Below are 24,718 nucleotides of genomic sequence, written 5' to 3' on the forward strand. Positions count from 1 at the left end.
AAGCATGCATGGCTGGCTGCAGGATCGATCGCGATCCGCCGAACCCGTTGTAGGAGCGCGCTGGCGCGCGATGAAGCACTACCGGTGACGCCCCATCGCGCGCCAGCGCGCTCCTACCGGTTGCGAGGGTCGCGCGCAGCTTGCTCGGTGATCGGCGTATCCAAAGAAGATACGCCAATGCATGCGTGGCGGGCTGCAAATCTCGTCGCGGCCATCGAATGCTTCGTAGGAGCGCACCCGGGCGCGACGGGGCGTTTCCGGTAAGCCCCGGTGCGCTCCTACCTGTTGCGGGCGTCGCGCGCGGCTTGATCGGCCATCTGCGCGTCGAGTTGCTTGCGCAATGCGGGATCGGTGATCGGCGCATCCGACAGCAGTACGCGCACGCCGTGCGCGGTAACCGGAAGCCGCAAGCGCCCCTGCACCGGCACCTGCTCGCCGCTCATCGCGTCGCGCCAGGTACCAGGCTGCAGAAAGCGCGTCACTTCGATGTTCGCCGCCGCATCCCCCTTGTTCAGTAGCACCAGCGCGGTCTGGCTGGTACCCGCGTGCTGGTAGACGCGAAAGAACGCCGCCTGGTTTCCGCGTAGCAGCACATCCACCTGCACGCCGCGCTGCAGTGCCGGAGTGTCGCGGCGCAGGCGGGCGATCTGTTGCAGCGGGCCGAAGATCGGGCTTTGCGGTGCGGCCTTGATGCGCTCCACGCCGAAGTAATTACGGTTGCCCGCATGCTCGGCGCGTCCACGCATGAAGCCGATTTCCGAGCCGTAATAGATCACCGGGATGCCGCGCGCGGTGAACAACCAGTTATGTGCATCGATAAAACCGGTGTCGCTGGCGTCCAGCCGCGCCATGTCGTGGTTGTCGTAAAAGCTCATCAGCTCGTACGGGTTGGCGTAAGGCCCCTGACGCAGAAACAACGGCCCGGCGAGCTGTTCGAAGCCCGCCTGCGCGTGGCCGAAGACGTCCGACAGCTGCTGCTTCAACGGAAAATCCAGCACGCTCACGCCGGCGTTGCGTACCCAGGTGTGGCCGGCAATCTTGTCGGCGTCGTAATCGAACGCTTCGCCGAACATGAAAAATCCCGGGCGTTTTTCGCGGATGCGCGCAACGAAGGCATGCCAGAAGCGGTCCGGCATCCAGCCGATGGTGTCGATACGGAACGCATCGGCCCCTTGCTCCATCCATTGCAGATAGGCACCGGCCAGGTAATCCAGCACCGCCGGATTGTTCTCGTTGAGGTCGGACAATTCCGCCAGACCACCCCCGGTGTTGTAGAAGGCATGCAATGGGTTGTGCTGCGGGTCCAGTTGCGCGGGGGGCAGATTCTGATGGTCGGCAACCAGGCGACCGCGCGCATCGTAGAGCTTGCCGAAACCTGGCTGCGCCACCGGCATGGTGTAAGCCGGCGAGCCATGATTGCCGACGATATCCAGCACCACCTTCAGCTGGTTGGCATGCATGGCGCGAGTGAAGCCGGCAAAATCCAGGCCCGGGCTAGGAAGATGCTCGTCGAGCTTATAGAAGTTCACGCCCCAGTAACCGTGATAGCCGGTCTTGCCGTGGTCGCTGAGCGTGCTGCCGCAGGTGATCGGCTTGCCGCCGGTAAATGCCTGGTCCGGGTTGTCGACGATCGGCGTGATCCAGACTGCGCCGAACCCCAGGTCGCGAATGTAGTCGGCGTGATCGACGATGCCTTTGAAATCGCCGCCAAGGTAGCCGATGTTGTCGTCGCTGCCATCGGCGCACGGCGTGGGCACATCGAAGGTGCGATATGCCCCCCCCTGCTCGCGCTGATCGTTGCCCAGGTCGCCGTTGACGAAACGGTCGGTGACCACGAAGTACACCGCATCGGCGGCGAACGGCTCCAGGGTGCCGTAATACTCCCTGGAGGCAGGTGCGGCGCATGCCACGCCCGCATACATCGTCAACGCCACATAGATCGCACTACGCATCACTGCCCTCCCGAGGCGACGGGGACCCGCACCACGCATACGCCCGCGACCAACAGGCTGAGCCCGCCGATGGCCAATGCATAGATCGGCTGGCCGCCCAACCAGACGCGCAGCACAAAGCCCAGCGCACTGGCAGCGACCAACTGCGGAATCACGATAAAGAAATTGAAGATGCCCATGTACACGCCCATCTTGGCGGCGGGCACGCTGTCGGACAGCAAGGCGTAAGGCAGCGAGAGAATCGATGCCCAGGCAAAACCGACGCCCAGCATGGACAGCAGCAACCAGTGCGGGTCGCGGATCACCACCATCGACAACAGGCCGGCTGCGCCCAGCCACAGGTTGCACAGATGGCTCCAGCGCAGCCCGATCGCGCGGACCAGCAGGGGGATGACCAGCGCCGCCAGCGCCGCGAAACCGTTGTAGGCACCGAACAGCACGCCCACCCAGTTGGCCCCGTCGTTATAGGCCGCCGATGCGGTATCGATGGTGCCGAAATGCACCTGGGTCACTGCAGCAGTGGTGTAGATCCACATTGCGAACAGGGCAAACCAGGAGAAGAACTGCACCCAGGCCAGCCGGCGCATGGTGATCGGCATGCTGCACACATCCTGCACGATCGCCACCAGCATGCTGCCCGCCGGCAGCACCCGCACCAGCGCCAGCAGTGCGCCGTAGGCGATGCACAGGCCTGCCAGCACATAAAGCATGCGGTCGCCCTGGTGCCAGGCGATGGCGACAGCCAGCAGTACACCCGCGCCGCACCACACTGCACTGGCAGCGGGCGGCGGCAACAGGCCGGCCATCGCTGCGGTCGCAGCAGGTGGATGCGCATCGTCAAAGGCAGCCAGCTGGCGTGGGCTGTATTCGCGCGTGCGCAGCACTGTCCAGCCGATCGACAGGAACAGTACCGCCGCGCCCAGATAGAACGCATACCGCACGCTGTCGGGTAGCTGCCCCGCGGGCGCGGTGTTGGCCACGCCCCACTGGGCCAGCAGCCAGGGCAGGAAGCTGGCGACGATCGCGCCGATGCCGATGAAAAAGCTCTGCATCGCATAGCCGGTGGGCCGCTGCGCCGGTGGTAGCTGGTCGCCGACCAGGGCGCGGAACGGCTCCATCGAAATATTGATCGAGGCATCCAGCACCCATAGCGTGCCGGCAGCGATCCACAGCAGCGGCGCGTTGGGCATTACCAGCAACGCCAACGTGGTGAACACCGCGCCCACCATGAAATACGGGCGCCGACGGCCCCAGGAGGTCCAGGTGCGGTCGGACAGGTAGCCAATGATGGGCTGCACGATCAGCCCGGTCAGCGGTGCGGCGATCCACAGCCCCGGCACGTCGTCGACCTGCGCGCCCAGGGTCTGGAAGATGCGGCTGGCATTGGCGTTCTGCAGCGCAAACCCGAACTGGATGCCGAGAAAGCCGAAGCACATGTTCCAGATCTGCCAGAAGCTCAGGCGTGGTTTGGCGGTCATGGTGCGATCTCCCCGATGGCTGCCGGCCCGACGATCAACGCGCTGATCTGTGCCGTGTTGACCACCCCGTCGCGACCGCCACGGCCGCCGTTGTACTGCGCAAAGTGCGCCAGTGCGCTCATGTTGAAGCCATCGTCCAGCCGAAATGCGCAGGCCTGCCCGGCCACCACATCGAACGTCGCCTGCGTGGACACCTGCTCGCCCACGCTATGCGGCATCACGATGACGTGCGATTGCGCGGGTTTGCCCGGGCATTCCAGCACCAGCCGTTTCACCGCCGCAGTGACGCCGGTATTGATCGGGCCATTGTCGTTGCGATAGCGCAGCGACACCCGATGCGGGCCGCTACGCGACGGCTTCCATTTCCAGGCTTGGTTACCGCGCAGTTCCTGCGCCGGCCCGAGCGTCAACGAAGGACCGTGCAGCGATTCGATGCCTGCAGCACGTCGGGTCAGGCTGAGCACATGCAACACGCCGTCACCGGCAAGATCCCAGTGTTCACTTGCATCCAACGCACGGCCATCCATGTACAGCGTCGTGCCTGCGGGAATGGCGATGCGATGACCACCGCCCTGCCGTAGCGCAACCGGCAGCGCAGGCGTTTGCGGTGCAAACACCTGCACCGGCTGCGGCGGTGCGGCCAGATCGGCCTTGCGACCGACCAACTGCACCTGCGTTGTCTGGCCCTGCCGGGTAACGCGGCCGGCCACCAGCAAGTCGCCTTCTTCGTTGATGGGGCGCTGCAAGACATAGCGCCGTGCGCCCTGCTCCAGCACGATCTGCTGGCGCTCGCCGAACAGCAGCGGCAGCAGACTACCCGGCAATTTCGGGGTGACGCTGCCATCGGCAGAGACACCGAACACGCCTTCCAGCACTGCGGAGAGATAACCCGCAACCGACCACAGCTGACGTGGCGAATTCACCACCGGGCCGCTGCGTGCGCCATCTTCCACATGCACGGCCAGGCTTTGCATCTCGTAGTTTTCCATGTTGGAGCCGGCCAGCGCACTGCCGCGCATCAGCGATTGCAGCTCCACTGCGATGCGTGGCGCATCGTCCAGCGCACGCGCTGCACGCAAGGCGTAGGCGCTGACGAATGGCCAGATGGCGCGATTGTGATAAATCGGCTGCGCCGCCTCCTGCGGCCACACCACCGGGCTGCCACCGGTAACCATCGGATAATTGCGCAGCGCCGTGCGTGCCCGCTCTGCGGGGAACACATCGGCCAGCACGCCCAGCGACACACCCAGCAGATCGACCTTGGCGTAGCGCACCGGATGCGCCGCCGTGCCGAGATAACTCACATACTGGCTGCTGTCTGCATCCCAGAAGCGTGCATCGATGGCCCGACGCAAGGCATTCGCCCACTGCGCGTAATCGGCAGCGCGTGCGCCGCCATGCTGGCGTGCCAGCTGCTCGGCCAGACGTAGCGCCTGGTAATGCAACACATTGGTCGATAGCGCAAACGAGTCGGCGATGAAGCCTACGTTCTCGCGCGTCCACTCCGGATAGGTTTGCTCGCGCCAGTCCAGAAACGAGGTTTCTCCACGGTAGAGGCCGATCTGCGCATCGAACACCGCATCGCGATCCTGCGCAATGGTGGCCTGCAGCGCCTGCCAGACGTCTTGCGCAAAGTCCTTGTCGTCCAGCAATCCGCGCGCGGCCAGAAACCACACCACCCGGTCGCTGCTGATCGGCCAGCTGCCACCGGAGCCGGTGTCCTGCGCAACGAACACGCCAGGCGTGCGTCCGTCGCGTGCGGCCGACAGCTTGAAGCGCAGTGCATTGCGTGTGCGCTCCGGCTCCAGCCGCGCCAGCGCAAGATCGGCGGCAAAACTGACATCGCGGGTCCACACATACGGCCAGCGTTCGCCGGTCTCGAAGCACTTGCATGGCACCGGCTTGCCAGCGTTGAAGGCCGGATCGCGGATCGCATCGACACGGTCGTCGGCCAACTCCTGCTGGGCCAACGCGAACAAGGCGTCGAACATCGGGCTGGCGGTGTGCGTGCGCATCGGCTGCGCCGCAATGCGGCGCTCGCCCTGCGGCCATCGCAACACGAAACCGCCATCGTCCAGCGCCTGCGCCTGTGCGCGGCGCCCCTGAAATTCCAACTCATCGGCCAATACCGCCGAGCTTGCCGCAACGCCGAACGTTGCAGCCATGCAGATCATCTTCAGCATCGAAGCGGCGAGACGGCTCGCGCCGTCAGCCTTCCTCCCTCGTTGCACGCGTTGTGGTGCGCGGCACGGGCGTGCCACGGTCGCGGACCCTCCCAGGTGCCGTACGCCATGGTAGACGCGCACCCTGCCCCGGCGCACCACTGCATACGTATTCATGGCAGCAACGGGCATGCAGCACGGCGCTTGCACGGCGTAGCGCTGCATAGTCGCCGCTTCTGCATCGGTCGCCTTGGGAGGGGATATGCCGCTGTCTTCATGTCGAGCACGCTCGACGCTGGGCGCGCGCTGGATCGCGCGCCTGCTGTTGCTCGCCTGCATCGCGAGCGTGGCGCCAATGCTGCATGCCGAGGTCACCACGATCGATGTCGCCTCGCCCGGCAAGATCCTGCAGGTGAGCCTGGAGCTGGATGGCGGCACGCCGTACTACCGCGTGCAACGCCTGGGCCAGCCGGTGCTGCAGCGTTCACGGCTGGGTTTCAATCTGCGCGACGGACGCCTGGACCGCGGACTGGTGGTGCTGTCGCAGACACGCCAGAGTCATGACGACACCTGGGAGCAACCCTGGGGCGAAACCCGCCTGGTCCGCAACCACTACAACGAATTGCGTGTTCGCCTGGGCGAGCGTGACGGTGCGCAGCGTAGCTTCGAGGTCGTCTTTCGCGTCTACGACGATGGGCTGGGCCTGCGCTATCACTTTCCCGAACAAGCCGGCCTGCGCGAAGCGATCGTCGACGACGAACTCACCGAATTCGCCATTGCTCAACACGCCGATGCATGGTGGATTCCGGCGGGCGAACCGATCCATTACGAGTATCTCTACAACCGCACGCCACTGAATCAACTCACCCTGGCCCACACGCCGCTCACGCTACGTACCGACAGCGGGCTGCATCTCGCACTGCACGAAGCGGCGTTGGTGGACTACGCGGGAATGTGGCTGCGTCGCACCGACGACCAGCGCCTGCGCGCACAGTTATCGCCCGCAGCCGAAGGCTGGAAGGTGCGCCGCACCCTGCCGTTCGATACGCCGTGGCGCACGCTACAGATCGCCGATCAGGCCACCGGCCTGGTGGAATCCAACCTGATCCTCAACCTCAACGAACCCAATGCGCTGGGCAATGTGGACTGGGTCAAGCCGTCCAAGTACGTCGGTGTGTGGTGGTCGATGCATCTCAACCAACAGACCTGGGCCACCGGGCCCAAACACGCGGCTACCACCGCCACGACCCGGCGCTACATCGACTTTGCCGCCGCACACGGATTTCGTGGTGTGCTGGTCGAAGGCTGGAACCCGGGCTGGGACGGCGAATGGTTCGGCAACGGAGGTAGCTTCGATTTCACAAGATCCACGCCGGACTTCGACCTTCCCGCATTGAGCACGTACGCCGCGGGCAAAGGCGTGCATCTGATCGGCCATCATGAAACGGGGTGCGCAGTGGACCATTACGAGGACCAGATCGCCGAGGCGATGGACCTGTACGCACGCTTCGGCGTGGACTCGGTCAAGACCGGCTATGTCTGCGACGACGGCCAGGTGGAGCGACGCAACCCTGCAGGCGGCGCGCCGCTGCGCGAGTGGCACGACGGCCAGTGGATGGCGCGCCATCATCTGCGCGTGGTGCGCGAGGCCGCCGAGCGGCATATTGCGGTCAATGCGCACGAGCCGATCAAGGATACCGGCCTGCGCCGCACCTATCCCAACTGGATCTCTCGCGAAGGTGCGCGCGGCATGGAATACAACGCCTGGGGGCAGCCGCCCAATCCGCCGGAACACGAGGTCAACCTGGTGTTTACGCGCCTGCTCGCCGGACCGATGGATTACACGCCGGGTATCGTCAGCCTGAAGGGCCGCAACGGCCAGGCCATCCCCAGCACGTTGGCGCGGCAACTGGCGCTGTATGTGACGCTGTATAGCCCGATCCAGATGGCCGCCGATCTACCCGAGCATTATCTGCAGCATCGCGACGCATTCCGCTTCATCGAAGACGTCGCAGTGGACTGGGACCAGACCCGCGCATTGAATGGCGAAGTGGGCGACTACGTGACCATCGCGCGCAAGGATCGGCATAGCCGCGAATGGTTCCTGGGCAGCATTACCGACGAATACGGTCGCCTGCTGCAGGTGCCGCTGGGCTTTCTCGAACCCGGCGTGCGCTATACCGCGCAGATCTATCGCGATGGCGACGGCGCCGATTACGTGAGCAACCCGTTCGCTTTCGTGCGCGAAGAGCGCCAGGTCGGCAGCACCGACACCCTCGAGGTGCGCCTGGCCCCCGGTGGAGGCCAGGCCGTTCGCTTCGTACCGATGGATGGCAACCGTTGAGTGATGCCCCGCAACACGTTGCCCCGCATCCATCGCCATTGATTGCACGTCGCTGCGGCGCCGGGCTGCTGTAGATCCCGTGTCGCACGATGGGCGCCCGGCGGCGACCGTTTCGTGCGCGGGATATGCCGTGTGGAATCGATTTCATTGCCGTTGCGCGGGTTGAATACGTATGCAGCAGCCGTTTGCATGCGGGTGCGGTGTCTACCATACGTTGCAGTCGTGACGTCCGTCCGGGCGTGCGACGCATGACATCCAGGCGTCTGCCGGATCAAAAAATCAAAGAACAACATGTACCTGGGAGGGGAAAATGTTGAAGCACAAGCGCTCCGCGCTGAGTATCGCCCTGGCCGTTGCCATGGCACCGACGCTGGCTGCCGCGCAATCGGCAACGCCTGCACAAGCCACCGGCACCGAACAACCCGCGTCCGAGCAAGCAACCGGCGCAGTCACCGAGTTGGACAAGGTCCAGGTCACCGGCCTGCGCCGCGCGATCGAAGGCGCCATCTCGGTCAAGCGTGATTCCACCTCGATCGTGGAAGCCATTTCGGCCGAAGACATCGGCCGCCTGCCCGACGTCAGCATCGCCGAATCGCTTGCGCGCCTGCCTGGCCTGGCCGCGCAGCGCGTGGCCGGTCGCGCGCAGGTGATCAGCGTGCGCGGCCTGTCGCCGGACTTTTCCACCACCCTGCTCAATGGCCGCGAAGTGGTCAGCACCGGCGATAACCGCAGCGTGGAATTCGACCAGTATCCGTCCGAGCTGGTCAGCGGCGTTACCGTCTACAAGACCCCGGATGCCGGCCTGGTCGGCCAGGGCCTGTCCGGCACCGTCGACATGCAGACCGCACGCCCGCTCAGCTACAACGAGCGGGTGATCGCCATCGGCGGCCGTTACCAGCGCAATTCGCTGGGCAAGGCTGCCAATGTCGACCCCTACGGCAACCGCTTCAATGTCAGCTACATCGACCAGTTCGCCGACCGCACCATCGGCCTGACCATCGGCTACGCCCACACCGACATGCCGATCCAGGAGAACCAGGTGGGTTTGTACGAACCCTGGCAGCCGGTCAACGCACAGCGCCAGCGCCCCGGCGTCGCCGATGGCGTGTATTTCTCCGACGGCATCAAGGCGCTGCGCCGCACCGGCAACCAGAAGCGCGATGGCGTCATGGCCACGCTGCAGTATCGCCCGTCCAATGCCTGGACCAGCACACTCGATGCCTTCCACACCAAGGCCGAGCAGATCGACACGGCCAACCAGTTCGAGCTCAACCTGAGCAACTACAACGGCGGCTACACGCCGGGCCTGAACATCACCGACGTGCGCGTCAACGACCGCAACACCTTCCTGGGCGGCACAGCCAGCGGCGTCTATCCGCTGGTGCGCGGCATGTACAACAAGCGCGAAGACAAGATCGAAGCATTTGGCTGGAACAACGAAATCACTGCCGGTGCGGTCAAGATCATCGCCGACCTGAACTACTCCAAGGCCACCCGCGACGAACTGAACCTGGAGAACAACCTCCAGCGGGCGCCCATGCCGCAACTGGACACGGTGGGAGTGTCGGTCGCCGGCAACGGCTTCTCGCAGCTGGCGCCGGGCATGAATTATTCCAATCCGGACGAGCTGTTCCTCACCAACACCATCTACGGCTCCGGCTACGGCAAGGTGCCACGCGTGGAAGACGTGCTGAAGGGCGCGCGCCTGCAGGCAAGCTTCCCCATGCCCGAAGCGCTGCGCTGGTTTTCCGATCTGGACGTGGGCGTCAACTACGCCAATCGCGAAAAGCAGAAGACCCAGCCGGAAGGCAACATCACGCTGGGCGCGCAGGGCGAAGCCACGGTGGCGGCGGACCTGCAATACGCCCCGGTCAACCTCGGCTTTGCCGGTCTCGGATCCCTGCCAGCCTGGAACGTACCGGCCGCAGTATCGCGCTACATGCTGTTCAACCCCAGCGACGATGCCTCGTTCCTGGTGTCCAAGGCCTGGACGGTCGAAGAGAAGATCACCACCGCCTGGCTGCGCGCCAACATCGATACCGAATGGGGCGAGGTTGGCGTGCGCGGCAATATCGGCGTGCAGCTGCAGAGCGCCGACCAATCCTCGCAAGCCAATTACTGGGATGCCTCGCAACCGCCTGGCAGCGAAGTGCGCCCGATCGACGACGGCAAGAAGTACCGCGACTGGTTGCCCAGCCTGAATCTGGCCTTCCAGTTCCCGTACGAGCAGACGCTGCGCTTTGCGATGGCCAAACAGGTCGCGCGCCCGCGTGTGGACCAGCTACGCGCCTCGCTGGAGTTCGGCGTGGACACCTCCACCGGCCGCCCCGGCGCCAGCGGCGGCAACCCGATGCTCGACCCCTGGCGTGCAAACGCCATCGACCTCTCGTACGAAAAATATTTCGCCGAGCGCGCCTATGTGGCAGCTGCGTTCTTCTACAAGGACCTGAAGAGCTACATCTACACCCAGAGCCGCGACAACTACGACTTCTCCGCACTGGTTGCCGGTTACGTGCCGCCGCCGGGCTCGGCCCCGGTACTCACCACCGGCACCTTCAGCGCACCGTTCAATGGCAAGGGCGGCACGTTGCGCGGCGTCGAGCTCACTGCATCGCTGCCGCTGGACCTGCTGTTCGCACCGCTGGAAGGCTTCGGCATCCAGGCCAGCGCCACCTTCAACGACAGCGACGTCAAGATCCGCGACCCGGAAAGCGCCTCCAGCGTGGGCGATGGCGAAATCAGCCTGCCCGGCCTGTCCGAACGCGTGTACAACCTCACCGCGTATTACGAGCACAAGGGCTTCGAAGCGCGCGTCAGCCAACGTCGCCGCTCGGACTTCATCGGCGAGATCGGCAACTTCAACGGCAACCGCACCCTGCGCTACGTGGTCGGCGAAAACATCACCGACGCGCAGATCAGCTACAACTTCAGCGACAACAGCAGCCTGACCGGCCTGACCCTGCTGCTGCAGGCCAGCAACCTCAGCAACTCGCCGTATCGCACCTATGCAGAAACCAAGGACCGCCCGCTCGAATACATCGAATGGGGCCGCACCTTCGTGCTGGGTGTGAACTACAAGTTCTGATCTGCTGCAGCACCAAACAGTGGCGCTATAGCCCTTCTCCCCCGGGAGAGGGGTTGGGGCGAGGGTACGGGGTTCAGGGAAACACAATCAGCTCCAGGTGTACTGCTTTCATAATTCCCCAGATTATTCAGAAGTGGCTGCTCTCCAATCCGCGCAATGCAACCCAAAGCGCGCCGCTCCAGAACCTCAAGATGGTGCCTACTCAGAAGCCGCCGGTCAAAGACCCGCGGCTTTTCTTTTGAATGAGTACCACCGCCATTCGGGTAAACGCGATCACCACGGGAGCAGCTAGTAACAAGACCATGCATACGCCAAACGGGCGATACCGGAGCTCAAGAGGGGTATGTGCCGCTCGTGCACTCCGATTCAGAGTACCCCACCCACACCAATTGACGCCTGCTGGCTGCGTTCTGTCAGCCGCTTTCAATCGAGGGGATCGGGTGCTGAGCGCCACATGCGCACCTGACTTCTCGAAATTCCCATGCGCACCAGACGCCGTGACACGCGAGCCAGTGCGTCGACTGGCGATGTCGCGATCACACTCAGCTTCATCAGGCACCCGGCTCCTGCAGCTTGATCGGGCCGGCGCGCACGCATTGCCGTTTCCTGCAACAGCACCACCCATTTGACGCATCTTGAGTCGCTTGCCGGGCACAGCGCTCGGCGCAAGCACTGATTGGTAGCAGACACCGCATACAAAAAAAACGAGGCATCACGATGGAATGCCTCGCCTGTCTCACTCAATCACAGCTACCCGCCTGTGAAACGGTGCTATCGGCCCTCGCCCGTGGCGCACACCACCGCGTGCCCAGGCAAGCTCACGCGTCCATCCTCGATCACGCCCCGCTCCACCCCCGGGACATCGAGCTGTACCCATGCGCCTTCAGGCAGCGCAAGCTCGGCAACAGCGGACGACAAATTGAAGACCAACAGCATGACCCGGCCTGCATGCTCACGACGAAACATCAGCACCGGCTCGGCGGTGTCGTAGAACGTAATCGCTCCTTCGCACAAGGCCGGCATGCGCCTGCGCCAGGCAAGAAACGCACGCACCGCGCTCAACACCGACTGCGCGTCGCCCTGCTGCACACTTACCGCGGCCAGGCGATGCGGCTCGGCCAACGGCAGCCACGGCTTGCCACTGGTGAAACCCGCTGACGGCGCATCGGTCCACGGCATCGGCGTGCGGCACCCGTCGCGCCCCTTGAAGGTTGGCCAGAACGTAATGCCATACGGGTCCTGCAGATCCTCGAATGCCACATCCGCCTCACCCAGCCCAAGCTCCTCGCCCTGGTACAGGCAGACCGAACCACGCAGCGAACACAGCAGCGCCACCACCATCCGCGCCAATGCGGGCGACGCATCTTCGCCGCCCCAACGCGTCACCGCACGCACCACGTCATGATTGGAAATCGCCCAGCACGGCCAGCCTTCCAGCATGGTCGCCTCGAGCCGACTGACCGTCTCGCGGATATAGGCAGCGCTGTAATCCTGCACCAACAGCTCGAAGCTATAGCCCATGTGCAAACGGCCCTTGGCGGTGTACTCGGCCGTGGTTGCCAACGAATCTTCCGAAGAAATCTCGCCCAGGCTTACCGCATTCGGGTAGCGATCGAGCAACGCGCGCAGGCGCTCCAGGAACGGCAGATTCTCCGGCTGCGTGTTGTTGAAGTAGTGGTATTGGTACGCGTACGGATTGTCCGCACTGAAGCCACGCCCCACCCGCTTGTCCGCCGGCTTGGCCGGGTTGTCGCGCAGCTGCGCATCGTGGAAGCAGAAGTTGATCGCATCCAGACGGAAGCCATCGACCCCGCGATCCAGCCAGAACCGCACATTGTCCAGGGTCGCCTGCTGCACATCGGTGTTGTGGAAATTGAGATCCGGCTGATCCACCAAAAAGTTATGCAGGTAGTACTGCTCGCGCCGCGGCTCCCACTGCCACGCCACCCCGCCGAAGATCGATAGCCAATTATTGGGCGGCGTGCCGTCCTCGCGCGGATCGGCCCACACGTACCAGTCCGCCTTTGCGTTGGTCTTGTCCTGCCGGCTCTCCTGAAACCACGCATGTTCGATCGAGGTATGGCTCAGCACCTGGTCGATCATCACCTTCAGCCCGAGCGCATGCGCCTTGTCGAGCAGGCGATCGAAATCTTCCAGCGTGCCGAACAGCGGATCCACCGCCCGGTAGTCCGCGATGTCATAGCCGAAATCGGCCATCGGTGACTTGAAGAACGGCGAGATCCAGATCGCATCCACGCCCAAGCCGGCGATGTAGTCGAGCTTGGCGATGATGCCCGGCAGATCGCCCACCCCATCGCCATTGGAATCCAGAAAACTACGCGGATAGATCTGATAGATGACGGCCCCGCGCCACCATGGTGTCTGCGACATGTATACCCCCTCCCGGGCCACTGCGGGCAACCAACATGGCCGCCAGCCAAGGGAGTTAGCCTAGCGGCGCAATGCGCGACAGGCGCGCGCGTGCATACGTATTCATCGCTATTGCTGAGAGATCGCTAGGCGTTGATTACCCACCGCACACCTCTAATTTTAGTTGGAACTGAATTAAGGGAGTCGACACCATCGCTGCATACGGCGTAAACGCTCCAAGCGTTCCTTGGAAGAACATCGCAGCCATGGGAGGTGCGGTCAAGATCAATGTGGTCAGGATCAGGCCCATACCCCCTTGCCGCAGGGCTTGGCTGCTGATACTCGAGTTGAAATCCTGACCTAAAACACCCCCTATCAGCAAGAAGCCTCAATGGGCATATGACACCTTAGCAACCACTGCCAGCGCGGCTACGTAACAGCAGCGACTTAGCGGGCACTGTGAGGACGCCATCGGCAAGCAACCTTGGCTCCAAATTCAGTGAATGGCCACCCGTCTTAATCGACGGGTTAACAGGTTGACGAGATTTGACGCATATGCCGCCAAAATCCTTACCAATCATCAACAGATACTTTAAAAACCCACACGCATGGTTCCAAATTTATCGTTGATACGCTTACCCTCGCCTGTCGTTTCCGAGCTGCAGGAGTCTAGATATGCCTGCCGGGCATTTTTTGTCTTACTTTCACTGTAACCATGACGATCAAATCTGACGATCTTGAAGTAATCCGCCATGGGGCCGGCACAACTTTTACCGATACTTGCACCAACCAATTTTCCAGACATACACATCAATGTTGAGCATGAATCTCCCGCATAAGCTGGTCCAACACCAAACATTACTAATAAAAGCGCTACATGCAAAAGCCTCATAAGAAAAACTCCGAGTTTATATTCGTTATACCGAAAGCCCTGATGAAGTATTTTAATATTTAAAAAAAACAGGCTGACTACAGGCAGAATATATTACTTTGCAATCTCCACCACTCTCATTACAATTATCGATGGCACGGATCTTCGCATAATTTTCCTCTTTTGCCAGCCCGGTTGAAGCAGGCCTTCCCTTAACAGATGGCCAAGCTAGCGCAATGCATTGATTACTATAAGTTGTTATAAGCTTGCACTTTTTTGAATCTTCCACCGCACACGTGCTAATTGCTTCGGAAGCCGCAGCTGACTTACTTTTCAGGTCAAATGAAGTCCCGACACTTCCAGTCAGACTGTCGATAGCAATAGCACCCCAACGCGACTCCCACTTACCGGTAGGCACAGCCCTAGGAGCAGGCACCTCATTATTATCGTAACCACCGCCACCAGTTTCGGTAGGGCCGCACACTGCTGAGCCTGCTGCAGTGCCAATTGGACAAGCAGTTTGCGCGTCCGCATCACCAATTAAAAAGGCGCAAAAACCAATGATGCAAAAAAAACAAAAAAAACCATTCATATTAAACCACCGGTTTATGAAATTTTATTAAGCTTGATCATTGCGATTATAAACGCCTTTCGAACCAGCTAACATTTCCTGGCCTCCCTGTCGACCTCTAACGACTGGCGAATTCATTCCAGAGTTGACATTTCGCTCTTCTCGGCCCACATCAGCCGGCTGCTGGGGATTATAGCCATACGACCCCGGCGGTTGCCCCTGCGGACCCGGTCGACTTGCAGCACCAGAAGCTGCTCCCATCGCTGCATACGGCGTAAACGCTCCAAGCGTTCCTTGGAAGAACATCGCAGCCGGGAGGTGCGGTCAAGATCAATGTGGTCAGGATCAGGCCCATACCCCCTTGCTGCAGGGCTTGGCTGCTGATACCCGAGTTGAAATCCTGGCCTAAAACGCTGCCTATCAGCGAAGAGCCCCAGAAGGCCAAAGACACCTTGGTGACCATGTCCAACGCGGCGCCGTAACCGCAGCAATGTTAGCGGACAGGGAATCGCCTTACTCCAATCCCTAAGGCTCAATAGAAGGCTGTGGGGACGCAGACAAGCAACGTTCGCTCCGAATTGAGCAATTGGTCACCCACCGCGATCGACAGGTTGACGAGATTTGGCGGCCTATGCCGCCAAAATCCTTACCAATCATGAACAGATACTTTAAAAACCCACACGCATGGTTCCAAATTTATCGTTGATACGCTTACCCTCGCCTGTCGTTTCCGAGCTGCAGGAGTCCAGGTATGCCTGCCGAGCATTTCTGGTTTTATTTTCGCTATACCCGTGGCGATCAAATCGAACAATTTTGAAATAATCTGCCATCGGACCTGCACAACTGTTGCCCGTACTGGCACCAACTAATTTTCCTGACATGCACATTAGTGTTGCACAAGAATCTCCCGCATAAGCTGGTCCGACAGCAAGCATTAGTCCTAGAAAAGCTGGGCGCGAGAATTTCATCAGATAAGCTCCGAATTAATAAACAATAGGCTGAAAAAATTATTACCAGAAAATTCTAAAGACCTAGTATTTATGGAAAACAGGGCTACTACAAGCCGAATAAACATTCTTACACTCTCCGCCATGCTTGTTACAATTTTCAACCGATCTACTAATTGCAATTCCTTCGGATTTTCCAAGCCCAGTGGCAATTGCCTTATTCTGAACCGAAGGCCAAGCCAATGAGACACATTGATTGCTGTAAGTCGTTATCTCCTTACAACCTTTTGAGCCATCAGATGCGCATATTTTCTTGGCTTTTGCTACCGCGGTTGCTTTGTTCGGATTATTTTCAGAAGTACCCACTGCGGACGTCACTGGATCTAACCAGATTGAGCCCCATTTGGATTCCCACTCCCCTGTTGGAACTGCTCGAGGTGGAGGAGCTTCTTGCACTGCATCATACCCGCCCCCGGCCGGAGACGGACCGCATGTCGCGCCACCAGCAGCAGTACCTATTGGGCATGCTGTTTGTGCAGAAGCACCAACAATCGAGCATAAAAATAAAATTATAAAAACGAAAAATTTATGCGAGCCAAACATAAGTCATCTCCAATAGTGCCGGAATCACGGTTTAAATTTTTGCGCAAATATTCAATGGGGATCCAGCTGCAAAAAATCCAATCCAAATTAATTACACGCGATCCTTGTGAGCTCCCTTGGCGCCAGCTAGCATTTCACCTTGATTATTCAGAATCCGCGGCCCAGGACTAGAGACCCTAGTGCCACCAGTAGAATCTTCCCTGCCATTATCGGAAGGCATTGCAGGAGCGTAGCCATACGACCCCGGCGGTTGCCCCTGCGGACCCGGTCGACTTGCAGCACCAGAAGCTGCCCCATCGCTGCATACGGCGTAAACGCTCCAGGCGTTCCTTGGAAGAACATCGCAGCAATTGAAGGTGTGGTCAAGATCAAATTGGTCAGAATAAGGCCCATACTTCCTTGCTGCAGGGCTTGGCTGCTGATACCCGAGTTGAAATCCTGGCCTAAAAGGCTGCCTATCAGCAAGAAGCCTCAAAGGGCATAAGACACCTTAGCAACCACTGCCAGCGCGGCTACGTAACAGCAGCGACTTAGCGGGCGAATGTGAGGACACCATCAGCAAGCAGCCTTCGCTCCAAATTCAGTGAATGACTACCCGTCCTAATCGACGGGTTAACAGGTTGACATGATTTGGCGCCCATGCCGCCAAAATCCTTACCAATCATCAACAGATACTTTAAGAACCTACACGCATGGTTCCAAATTTATCGTTGATGCGTTTACCCTCGCCTGTCGTTTCCGAGCTGCAGGAGTCCAGGCATGCTTGCCGGGCATTCTTTGTTTTATTTTCACTATAGCCATGACGATCAAATCTGACGATTTTGAAGTAATCGGCCATAGGCCCGGCGCAGCTTTTACCGGTACTTGCACCAACTAATTTTCCTGACATGCACATTAGCGTGGCGCAAGAATCTCCAGCATCTGCTCCAAACGAGGTTGTGAAAAGAGCTATAAAAATAATTGCTACGCTTTTCATGTATGATCCTTTAAAGCTAAAAGCTTTTAAATTTTGGCTCAGAACAGTCTGAAAAAGTCAATTTACAGGCCCTTCCTGATTTCTCACAATGTTCACGAGCGATCTTCTCTGCAGTTTCTATAGACGATGCATTAGCAATTGCCCCACTCGCACTACCGTCAGTTGGGTTAACGGAGGCAATGCATTGATTCCTGTACGTCACTATAACTTTGCAGTCTACCGCCCCCCAATTTGCACACTTATTTAGCGCATCTACGGAAGCCTCTCTTTTTGAAAGAAATCCCTTACTTAAACCAGTATCCCCAGTACTAGCTTGCGCAACCGCCCCCCATGTCTTTAACCATTCACCGTTTGGCCTGGGTGCTGGAGCCGGAATAAAATCATTTGAATTTGAATTCGCGTCACTTCCCGACGTTGGGCCGCACATTGCACTACCAGCTGCGGTCCCAATCGGACATGCAGTTTGAGCAAGCACCGTGGACGTTGACGGTACCCATAATAAACAAAGGCATAGAAGAATTTTTTTACAAAAGATAAATTTATCCATTGTTACCTCCCGGCCGCTCCGATAATGGAGCGTTTGCAAACTTTCCGCTCCCTTGCTGAGAGAGACTTGGCGCATCACGCATTACCCTGGTGGGCGATACGGTGCCAGCTACCATATCAGAATTGGAATCCCGACTGATTTGGGGCGGTGAATACGTTTGTGGGGCATAAGATCCCGGCGGTTGCCCTTGCGGACCCGGTCGACTTGCAGCACCAGAAGCTGCTCCCATCGCTGCATACGGCGTAAACGCTCCAAGCGTTCCTTGGAAGAACATCGCAGCCATGGGAGGTGCGGTCAAGATCAATGTGGTCAGGATCAGGCCCATACCCCCTTGCTGCAGGGCTTGGCTGCTGATACCCGAGTTGAAATCCTGGCCTAAAACGCTGCCTATCAGCAAGAAGCCTCAAAGGGCATAAGACACCTTAGCAATCACTGCCAGCGCGGCTACGTAACAGCAGCGACTTAGCGGGCGACTGTGAGGACACCATCGGCAAGCGGCCTTCGCTCCAAATTCAGCTAATGACCACCCGTCCTAATCGACGGGTTAACAGGTTGACAAGATTTGGCGGCCTGTGCCGCCAAAATCCTTACCAATCATCAACAGATACTTTAAAAACCCACACGCATAGTTCCAAATTTATCGTTGATGCGTTTACCCTCGCCCGTCGTTTCCGAGCTGCAGGAGTCTAGGTATGCCTGACGAGCATTTCTGGTTTTATTTTCGCTGTACCCGTGGCGATCAAATCGAACGATTTTGAAATAATCTGCCATCGGACCTGCACAACTGTTGCCAGTACTGGCACCAACTAATTTTCCTGACATGCACATTAGTGTTGCACAAGAATCGGCCGCATTGGCAGACCCGCTAATAACTTGAAGAAAGAAGATAAAAATAATGCCGGATTTCATAGGATCTCCAGTGAACTTAAAAAATGCTTACGCAATCAATATTTATGAAAAATCGGCGAACTGCATGCTGAGTAAACACTTCTACACACACCTCCGAATTTATTACAATTAGAAACAGACCTCTCTATTGCGACGCTCTCATCGTCGTTTAGACCAGTAGAAAATTTCTTATTCTCTACTGAGGGCCACGCCAGTGAAATACACTGGTTACTATACGCGGCAACCGTTTTGCAATCTTTAGAGCCGTCAGATTCGCAATCTCTTTTTGCTCGAGATACAGCTTCTGATTTACTCCCTAGATTATTAGAGGTACCAACACTCCCTGTGGAGCCATCAACAGATATTGAACCCCATCTGGACTCCCACTCACCATTCGGCACCGCGCGCGGTGGAGGATTTTCTTCGACGCTGCCGCCTACCGAGCCAGGTGACGGGCCGCATGAAGCGGACCCTGCTGCCGTCCCGATCGGGCAAGCAGTCTGCGCCCAAGCATACGGGGTGCCTATGACGACAATAAAAAATATTAGAATCAACAATTTGAGATTTTTCATAGTATCTCCCATGCAACGAGTCCGCTACCGCACGCTGCGATTAAACAACTCCACGATCCTGATGCGCTCCCTTTGAACCCGCTAACATCTCGCCTGAAGATGTGGTGTTCATTCTAGGCACATTGACCCTAGTGTTGTTAGATTCTTCTCTACCTACATCAGATGGTTGAGACGGAGAGTATCCATAAGACCCCGGCGGTTGCCCCTGCGGACCCGGTCGACTTGCAGCACCAGAAGCGCCGGTGGCTGCTCCCATCGCTGCGTACGGCGTAAACGCTCCAAGCGTTCCTTGGAAGAACATCGCAGCCATGGGAGGTGCGGTCAAGATCAATGTGGTCAGGATCAGGCCCATACCCCCTTGCTGCAGGGCTTGGCTGCTGATACCCGAGTTGAAATCCTGGCCTAAAACGCTGCCTATCAGCGAAGAGCCCCAGAAGGCCAAAGACACCTTGGTGACCATGTCCAACGCGATGGACGTCATGACCGCCAGGACTGACATTGAGAAAAATGTGCCGATCCCATAGAACAACCACCGTTGAAACAAGGATTTTGTCTGCTCGAATAACAGGCACAAAATGAACAACGGCCCAAAGCCGACAAACAATGCCATCGCAATGCGATACAGCAACATCATGGAACCGGCAACGACCGCAGGCCCCCCGGTTCCAACACCGACCATCCACATTGCGCGGGACTTCTGCGAGTCCAATGTCGGGTCCTGTACAACGTCAAGCACGTCAATGCTAGACAGAGCTACCTGCATCCACCCCAAGCTTTCGTCGACCTGATCTTCCGGAGTCTTGTTTTCACCAGTGATCGCATACGCAATCTCTTTCTTGACATCGTCGTTGACGAACTTCTGGATAAAGGGACTCGACATGCCGATCGAAGCGGCTATCGTGACGATCAGTGCGCTTTTACACATCGTCACAATGAAGGCAGCCATCGATTCCCGACTACGGCCTGTGATCATATTGAAGCCTTGGATCATTACCCAAATCGTCAACACGATCATTGCAACGCCCGAGACCCAGAGGGTAAACCGCCCCAGAAGATCCGCCTCGAATTCGGAAATTCTATTCGTCAGATAACTCATGATCTGGCGATAGAAGACGAAGTCACCGACCGACGAGACACCAGGATAAGGACTGAGCGCTTGCACACTCAGATTATTCATCCATTGCCCAAAATTTGAAATTCCATTTGCCATTACAACACCTCAATCAACGATTCGGGCAACGACGAACATCTTGACAACTCCATTCACTAATCTTCAAGCGCTTTAGCAAGAGCGGCTGTTTTCACTACCGTACCCAATATATTCTGTTTTCCACGCAACATATCCTGCGTAAGTGCGCGCTGGTTATCTTCCAACGCAGCGATATACGTATCATAACCCTTGACTTGATTATTCACTTGCTCAAAAGTCTTGGTCATGCGCGTATTCGTATCATTTAGAGAATACATGGAAGCATTAAGATCACCTGGCTTCATACTTAAATTGCGCAGGGACATCAGCTTGTTCAAGCTCTGATCCATGGTCGGCATAGTTTCAGCCAGAAAGCCAACGACATAGTTATAACGCTGATTTTTCATATACTGAATAGCCACGCAAAGCTGCTTTTGTTGCTCACGCGGATTACTATTCGCAAATCCAGTAGAACTACTCAGCATGCTTGTGATGGACGACAAGCTAAAGCTGATACCGCCACCGCAACGCTCGAATCCAAAATTAGGCGACACCGGCTCAAGTTTAACGCCACTTGGCAGCCCGAACGTATTGATCATAGACTGCAACTGAACCAGGTTTTTCTGAAGAAGCTCAAATTGTGCAGTGTATTGACTGTACTCCACGCCCCACTGTTGAACTGTTGCAAGCATATTCTTGATCGACTCTCCGATCGCGGCTAGGTCTATGACCGGAACGCCACTAGCTCCAGCGTTAAGCGGCACCAAGGTCAGGCCGAGACTGGCATACAAGGAAACGGCCAAAATCCGGGCTTTTAGTTTTGGAAATCCAACTTTCAACTGACGACTCATGGAAATTCTCCTAGCATTCAGAGTTGCGACAACCGTGACAAAATCAAGCTACAAACGATCGATTACATTCTAAACTACTGCCTTTCTTTTACCAGAACCCTTTCTATTTTCGTAAAACGCGGGCAGCCACTCTTCAGGTGGTACATCGTTGGCGGACACATGCAGCCGGGAGGCAGCATCGTTGACCGATGCATGCATGATCTCGATATTGTCAGTGGACGCTGAGATAACCGCCAGCGCATCGTCCATTCCACGTAGGTTGAGCTGGCAGACGCTGGAAGCGTGCCCTTGCTTGACCAGGAAACACCGTGAGCGCTCGTCCAACCCAATCACAACCTGATACTCCGCCTCGCTCAACTTCAACCCATTGATGTAATCTTCGCGATCTGCGTTGGGATTAGGCAGAAGGATCAACGTCGCTGTCTGTTCGATCAACGCAGCCGAAATATCGCTTTTCAATGCATCTTCAGGACTTTGAGTCGCGAAGATACCTAGGCCGTTCTGCTTACGAATGGTCTTTTGCTTGTTCTTCGCGAACTCCTTCAAGGCACCGCCCCCATCAAGGATTTTCCAGAACTCATCCATAACGTAGATCAGCGGACGCCCATCGATCAGAGTCTCCAGCTTGTGAAGCAAATAATTAATCACTGGCACACGCACTTCAGGGTTGTCGATAACATCCGTATAGTCGAAACCAATGATATTGGCTCGGGACAAATCAATGGTATCGACAGGATTATCAAACACCCACCCAAGAGAATTACCGGAAGTCCATCGACGCATACGCGCAAACAAGCCATCATCCCCCATATTGGGCAAGCTTTTTTGGAAGTTAGTCATGCTGCGCAGATGCATTGGTGTGTCAAGCATATTCTCCACAGCACGGAAAATGTCCTCTTCTTCTCGCGAGCTGTATTCACGCTTACCCGCCAGCACCTTGATCAGATCTGCCAAAAATTGAACATTACTTTCATTTCTTTCGCATTGAAATGGATTGAAACCGGTAGGCATTCCGTTGTCGAGCGCCAAATAATTACCACCACAGGCACGCACAAAGATCTCGGCACCGCGATCTTTGTCGAAGAAGAAAATTGTCGGCGCAGGCTCATACTTTTGCACCTGACTCAGCAAAAAGTTGATAAGCGCAGTTTTGCCCGTACCAGACTTACCAATCACCATCGTATTGGCAATCGCCTTCTCTCCGAGCGAATTTTCGCCTGGGTGAGTCGCATGAAAGTTGAAAAAGTAAGGCTGACCATTCGTGGTCTGGAGCGTAGTGACACAATCTCCCCAGGGGTTATTGCTTCGTTTGCCCGTCGCAAAATTATGGAGTGGAGACAAACCGAGAAAATTCAATGAACTGACATTGGCAATGCGTGTGCGATACCGCCAGTTACCCGGCAGCTGCGAATAAAACGATGATGCGACTGCAAGATCTTCCTTGGCAGAAACAAACCCACCGTTCGACAGTTCCGCGCGCGTGGCAGCGATATTCTGCGTCAAAGAGTCCTGACTGTCTGCATAGACGGCCATTGTGAAATGATACTCGCCAAGGACAAAGTTACCGGAGGCAATCTGGTCCATCGCCATATCCAACTCTATGATCTGGCTAACAGCTTTATCTCCAGAGGAGATCATCATGCCCTTCGTCCGGTCCAGCACGCGTAGAGCATCCTGACGTCCAATCGGACTAAAGGAATGCGTAATCACATACTCGAAGTCCAAGTACTTCAGACCATTCAAAATTCCTGGGTATGTCCCCTCAGCATACTCTTTGACATTCAAAAGCGCACCAAAATGGTTAACGCCATTGGGAGTATTAATTACATAATCGCCACTTTTGGATGAAAACATATGCCGGCTGACAGGCAAGTATTCATTAACCGGCGCAGTCAAAACGGGAACCGGCTCATCAATCCTGTTGATAAGATAAGCAAAGAATTCAAGGGTCTCTGAAAAGACCACTCCATTTTTTGCTTCATAGATACCGAGGCGATAGGGAGCATAGTCACGAATGACCGCCTCAACGTTTCCCGCGAGCTCGATCAGCTTCGCTACTGCCTGTTCCTGCGCAGCCTGCAACCGTTTGATATCTTTAGATTTCTCTGCAAATCGCTTACCGGCAACCATTGGGCGATAAAGCATCGTCAAGTAGAGCTCATTCTGCATGAGCCGCTGCGACGACAGCATTTCAAAATACTTTTCAGATAATTGCTGGTTGAACAAGTTACTGTAGCTGCCTTTGTGCGTCAGTTTTCTTCTACGCCGCACGTCATGCACCCAGAAAGCAACATTTACGAAATCTGGCGCCCGCAAGGTCTGAAGTAACCTATTAAAGGTATTATGCCGATGTTCGAGCTCCCATTCATCACGACCAACAAACGGCAGACCTTCAAGGTGCCATGTCAGCAGATAGTCTCCCCCAGTCGTCTTGACTACATTCGCCGCAACGTGTGACGAGAAAGGAATAAATTCGCTTATGGAAGTATCTGGGTTAAACATCAGCTTGACCTGACCCCTGTGGGTAATCCTGAAAACACGAGGAAGTCGGCGTCTTGCGACGCCGACTCCTAGACTATCAAAAGCCAACCGATTTCACGGGGGCGGGCTTTTCCGATAACTGTTGGGTGAAAAAATCCATTTTCCTGAATTGGCGCGCACATTCCTGACTCTGAATTTGAACTGCCACCGCAACCCTAACAGGCGAAATATCATCTCATCACGCCGCGCCATTTGGCGCATTATGAAAATAATGACGGGAATGAGAAAAAGATATAGCAAATTTGTATACATGGAGAAAACAAGCGTCCCGCCTGCACCGATAAAAAACGGCACATAAGGCACCCCCAAAAACATTGCGGGCCTGGTGCAACCGCGGAAGACGACGTTTTTCTTCATGTCAGGCGGTCAAGAACGGCAGGCTGTGGGTGACAAAAGCGTTCACCGCTCCGCAGGAGCCACCAGCTCCCGTACCCAAGAGCATGCGGGCAATCTGACCAGCTGCTCCGATCAGTACGCCACCGATCAAGATCGGCGCTACATCACCAATCCGCTTATGTGCAAACGCGATTTGGTAACCTGCAAAAATCACCGCAATGGTGACCACTGCGATGGAAGCGATGTTAAGGAGCCCGGTGATACTTGTGAAGAATTCACAGGTCTTTGTGTCGGTGCCACCAAAATTTTGCGCGAAAGCTGAAGATGCAGACAAGGCCGCTACAAATATCGCAGACTTGAAAACGGTTTTTACTGTGCGCTGGATCTCGGGGGAAGTGAGTTTGGCATGCTTCATTGTAAATCTCCTTATTAAGG

Annotated in this window: 16 protein-coding genes, 1 other RNA gene and 2 pseudogenes; 3 read left to right on the forward strand and 16 right to left on the reverse strand. The window is 57.2% G+C overall.

Annotated elements, in window-relative coordinates; translation table 11 throughout:
• Positions 1-278: 278 nt before the first annotated feature.
• Genes FHY18_RS02960 through FHY18_RS02970 form a run of 3 tightly spaced genes read right to left on the reverse strand, consistent with a single transcriptional unit; the run spans position 279 to position 5,613 of the window.
• Positions 279-1,952, reverse strand: coding sequence for an alpha-amylase family glycosyl hydrolase (locus FHY18_RS02960; RefSeq protein ID WP_259150964.1), 1,674 nt, complete (start codon positions 1,950-1,952; stop codon positions 279-281).
• Entirely contained in the window at positions 1,952-3,430 is a 1,479-nt protein-coding gene (locus tag FHY18_RS02965) for an MFS transporter (RefSeq protein WP_259150965.1), read from the reverse strand. Before FHY18_RS02965 ends, FHY18_RS02960 begins: the two co-directional genes overlap by 1 nt.
• Positions 3,427-5,613, reverse strand: a complete 2,187-nt coding sequence (locus FHY18_RS02970; RefSeq protein ID WP_259150966.1) for a Six-hairpin glycosidase-like protein — start codon at positions 5,611-5,613, stop codon at positions 3,427-3,429. Before FHY18_RS02970 ends, FHY18_RS02965 begins: the two co-directional genes overlap by 4 nt.
• Before the next feature lie 241 nt (positions 5,614-5,854).
• Between FHY18_RS02970 and FHY18_RS02975 the strand changes: the two genes are divergently transcribed.
• The 3 genes from FHY18_RS02975 (at position 5,855) to FHY18_RS02985 (ending at position 11,440) form a co-directional block, all read left to right on the forward strand.
• Complete coding sequence (locus FHY18_RS02975; RefSeq protein ID WP_259150967.1) at positions 5,855-7,936, forward strand: glycoside hydrolase family 97 protein; 2,082 nt, start codon at positions 5,855-5,857, stop codon at positions 7,934-7,936.
• 310 nt (positions 7,937-8,246) lie between these two features.
• The gene (locus FHY18_RS02980; protein WP_259150968.1) at positions 8,247-11,021 is read left to right on the forward strand and encodes a TonB-dependent receptor; all 2,775 of its coding nucleotides are present in this window, start codon (positions 8,247-8,249) and stop codon (positions 11,019-11,021) included.
• Positions 11,022-11,364: 343 nt separating this feature from the next.
• A non-coding RNA gene (locus FHY18_RS02985) (sX9 sRNA) lies at positions 11,365-11,440 on the forward strand.
• A 352-nt stretch (positions 11,441-11,792) separates the two neighbouring features.
• On the opposite strand, the gene FHY18_RS02990 is transcribed toward FHY18_RS02985, so the two are convergent.
• The 13 genes and pseudogenes from FHY18_RS02990 to FHY18_RS03050 form a co-directional block, all read right to left on the reverse strand.
• Positions 11,793-13,412, reverse strand: a complete 1,620-nt coding sequence (locus FHY18_RS02990; protein ID WP_259150969.1) for an alpha-amylase family glycosyl hydrolase — start codon at positions 13,410-13,412, stop codon at positions 11,793-11,795.
• A gap of 190 nt (positions 13,413-13,602) precedes the next feature.
• A pseudogene (locus FHY18_RS02995) lies at positions 13,603-13,818 on the reverse strand (hypothetical protein); the annotation flags it as partial.
• Between the two features lie 165 nt (positions 13,819-13,983).
• A complete protein-coding gene (locus tag FHY18_RS03000; protein WP_259150970.1) occupies positions 13,984-14,283 on the reverse strand; it encodes a hypothetical protein in 300 nt (99 codons plus the stop codon).
• A gap of 52 nt (positions 14,284-14,335) precedes the next feature.
• Positions 14,336-14,854, reverse strand: a complete 519-nt coding sequence (locus tag FHY18_RS03005) for a DUF4189 domain-containing protein (protein WP_259150971.1) — start codon at positions 14,852-14,854, stop codon at positions 14,336-14,338.
• A 27-nt stretch (positions 14,855-14,881) separates the two neighbouring features.
• A pseudogene (locus FHY18_RS03010) lies at positions 14,882-15,305 on the reverse strand (hypothetical protein); the annotation flags it as partial.
• Positions 15,306-15,864: 559 nt separating this feature from the next.
• Positions 15,865-16,383, reverse strand: coding sequence for a DUF4189 domain-containing protein (locus FHY18_RS03015; RefSeq protein WP_259150972.1), 519 nt, complete (start codon positions 16,381-16,383; stop codon positions 15,865-15,867).
• Positions 16,384-17,059: 676 nt separating this feature from the next.
• Positions 17,060-17,359, reverse strand: coding sequence for a hypothetical protein (locus FHY18_RS03020; protein ID WP_259150973.1), 300 nt, complete (start codon positions 17,357-17,359; stop codon positions 17,060-17,062).
• A 1,156-nt stretch (positions 17,360-18,515) separates the two neighbouring features.
• Positions 18,516-18,815 carry a hypothetical protein gene (locus FHY18_RS03025; RefSeq protein ID WP_259150975.1) on the reverse strand — a complete coding sequence of 100 codons (300 nt, stop codon included), beginning with the start codon at positions 18,813-18,815 and terminating at the stop codon, positions 18,516-18,518.
• 591 nt (positions 18,816-19,406) lie between these two features.
• Complete coding sequence (locus FHY18_RS03030; protein ID WP_259150976.1) at positions 19,407-20,576, reverse strand: type IV secretion system protein; 1,170 nt, start codon at positions 20,574-20,576, stop codon at positions 19,407-19,409.
• A gap of 56 nt (positions 20,577-20,632) precedes the next feature.
• Positions 20,633-21,406 carry a hypothetical protein gene (locus FHY18_RS03035; RefSeq protein ID WP_259150977.1) on the reverse strand — a complete coding sequence of 258 codons (774 nt, stop codon included), beginning with the start codon at positions 21,404-21,406 and terminating at the stop codon, positions 20,633-20,635.
• A gap of 69 nt (positions 21,407-21,475) precedes the next feature.
• Positions 21,476-23,908, reverse strand: a complete 2,433-nt coding sequence (locus tag FHY18_RS03040) for a VirB4 family type IV secretion/conjugal transfer ATPase (RefSeq protein WP_259150979.1) — start codon at positions 23,906-23,908, stop codon at positions 21,476-21,478.
• A 93-nt stretch (positions 23,909-24,001) separates the two neighbouring features.
• The gene (locus tag FHY18_RS03045) at positions 24,002-24,304 is read right to left on the reverse strand and encodes a VirB3 family type IV secretion system protein (RefSeq protein ID WP_084725979.1); all 303 of its coding nucleotides are present in this window, start codon (positions 24,302-24,304) and stop codon (positions 24,002-24,004) included.
• Position 24,305: 1 nt separating this feature from the next.
• On the reverse strand, positions 24,306-24,698 hold the full coding sequence (locus FHY18_RS03050; protein WP_259150981.1) for a TrbC/VirB2 family protein: 393 nt from the start codon (positions 24,696-24,698) through the stop codon (positions 24,306-24,308).
• Between the last annotated feature and the right edge of the window lie 20 nt (positions 24,699-24,718).

It is taken from the genome of Xanthomonas sp. 3793 (assembly GCF_024806835.1).
Taxonomy (GTDB): domain Bacteria; phylum Pseudomonadota; class Gammaproteobacteria; order Xanthomonadales; family Xanthomonadaceae; genus Xanthomonas; species Xanthomonas arboricola_F.

Bases quoted from the DNA above. Each gene is read 5' to 3' on its own strand.
- FHY18_RS02960 (WP_259150964.1), bottom strand. From the start codon at position 1,952: ATGCGTAGTGCGATCTATGTGGCGTTGACGATGTATGCGGGCGTGGCA.
- FHY18_RS02965 (WP_259150965.1), bottom strand. From the start codon at position 3,430: ATGACCGCCAAACCACGCCTGAGCTTCTGGCAGATCTGGAACATGTGC.
- FHY18_RS02970 (WP_259150966.1), bottom strand. From the start codon at position 5,613: ATGCTGAAGATGATCTGCATGGCTGCAACGTTCGGCGTTGCGGCAAGC.
- FHY18_RS02975 (WP_259150967.1), top strand. From the start codon at position 5,855: ATGCCGCTGTCTTCATGTCGAGCACGCTCGACGCTGGGCGCGCGCTGG.
- FHY18_RS02980 (WP_259150968.1), top strand. From the start codon at position 8,247: ATGTTGAAGCACAAGCGCTCCGCGCTGAGTATCGCCCTGGCCGTTGCC.
- FHY18_RS02990 (WP_259150969.1), bottom strand. From the start codon at position 13,412: ATGTCGCAGACACCATGGTGGCGCGGGGCCGTCATCTATCAGATCTAT.
- FHY18_RS03000 (WP_259150970.1), bottom strand. From the start codon at position 14,283: ATGAGGCTTTTGCATGTAGCGCTTTTATTAGTAATGTTTGGTGTTGGA.
- FHY18_RS03005 (WP_259150971.1), bottom strand. From the start codon at position 14,854: ATGAATGGTTTTTTTTGTTTTTTTTGCATCATTGGTTTTTGCGCCTTT.
- FHY18_RS03015 (WP_259150972.1), bottom strand. From the start codon at position 16,383: ATGTTTGGCTCGCATAAATTTTTCGTTTTTATAATTTTATTTTTATGC.
- FHY18_RS03020 (WP_259150973.1), bottom strand. From the start codon at position 17,359: ATGAAAAGCGTAGCAATTATTTTTATAGCTCTTTTCACAACCTCGTTT.
- FHY18_RS03025 (WP_259150975.1), bottom strand. From the start codon at position 18,815: ATGAAATCCGGCATTATTTTTATCTTCTTTCTTCAAGTTATTAGCGGG.
- FHY18_RS03030 (WP_259150976.1), bottom strand. From the start codon at position 20,576: ATGGCAAATGGAATTTCAAATTTTGGGCAATGGATGAATAATCTGAGT.
- FHY18_RS03035 (WP_259150977.1), bottom strand. From the start codon at position 21,406: ATGAGTCGTCAGTTGAAAGTTGGATTTCCAAAACTAAAAGCCCGGATT.
- FHY18_RS03040 (WP_259150979.1), bottom strand. From the start codon at position 23,908: ATGTTTAACCCAGATACTTCCATAAGCGAATTTATTCCTTTCTCGTCA.
- FHY18_RS03045 (WP_084725979.1), bottom strand. From the start codon at position 24,304: ATGAAGAAAAACGTCGTCTTCCGCGGTTGCACCAGGCCCGCAATGTTT.
- FHY18_RS03050 (WP_259150981.1), bottom strand. From the start codon at position 24,698: ATGAAGCATGCCAAACTCACTTCCCCCGAGATCCAGCGCACAGTAAAA.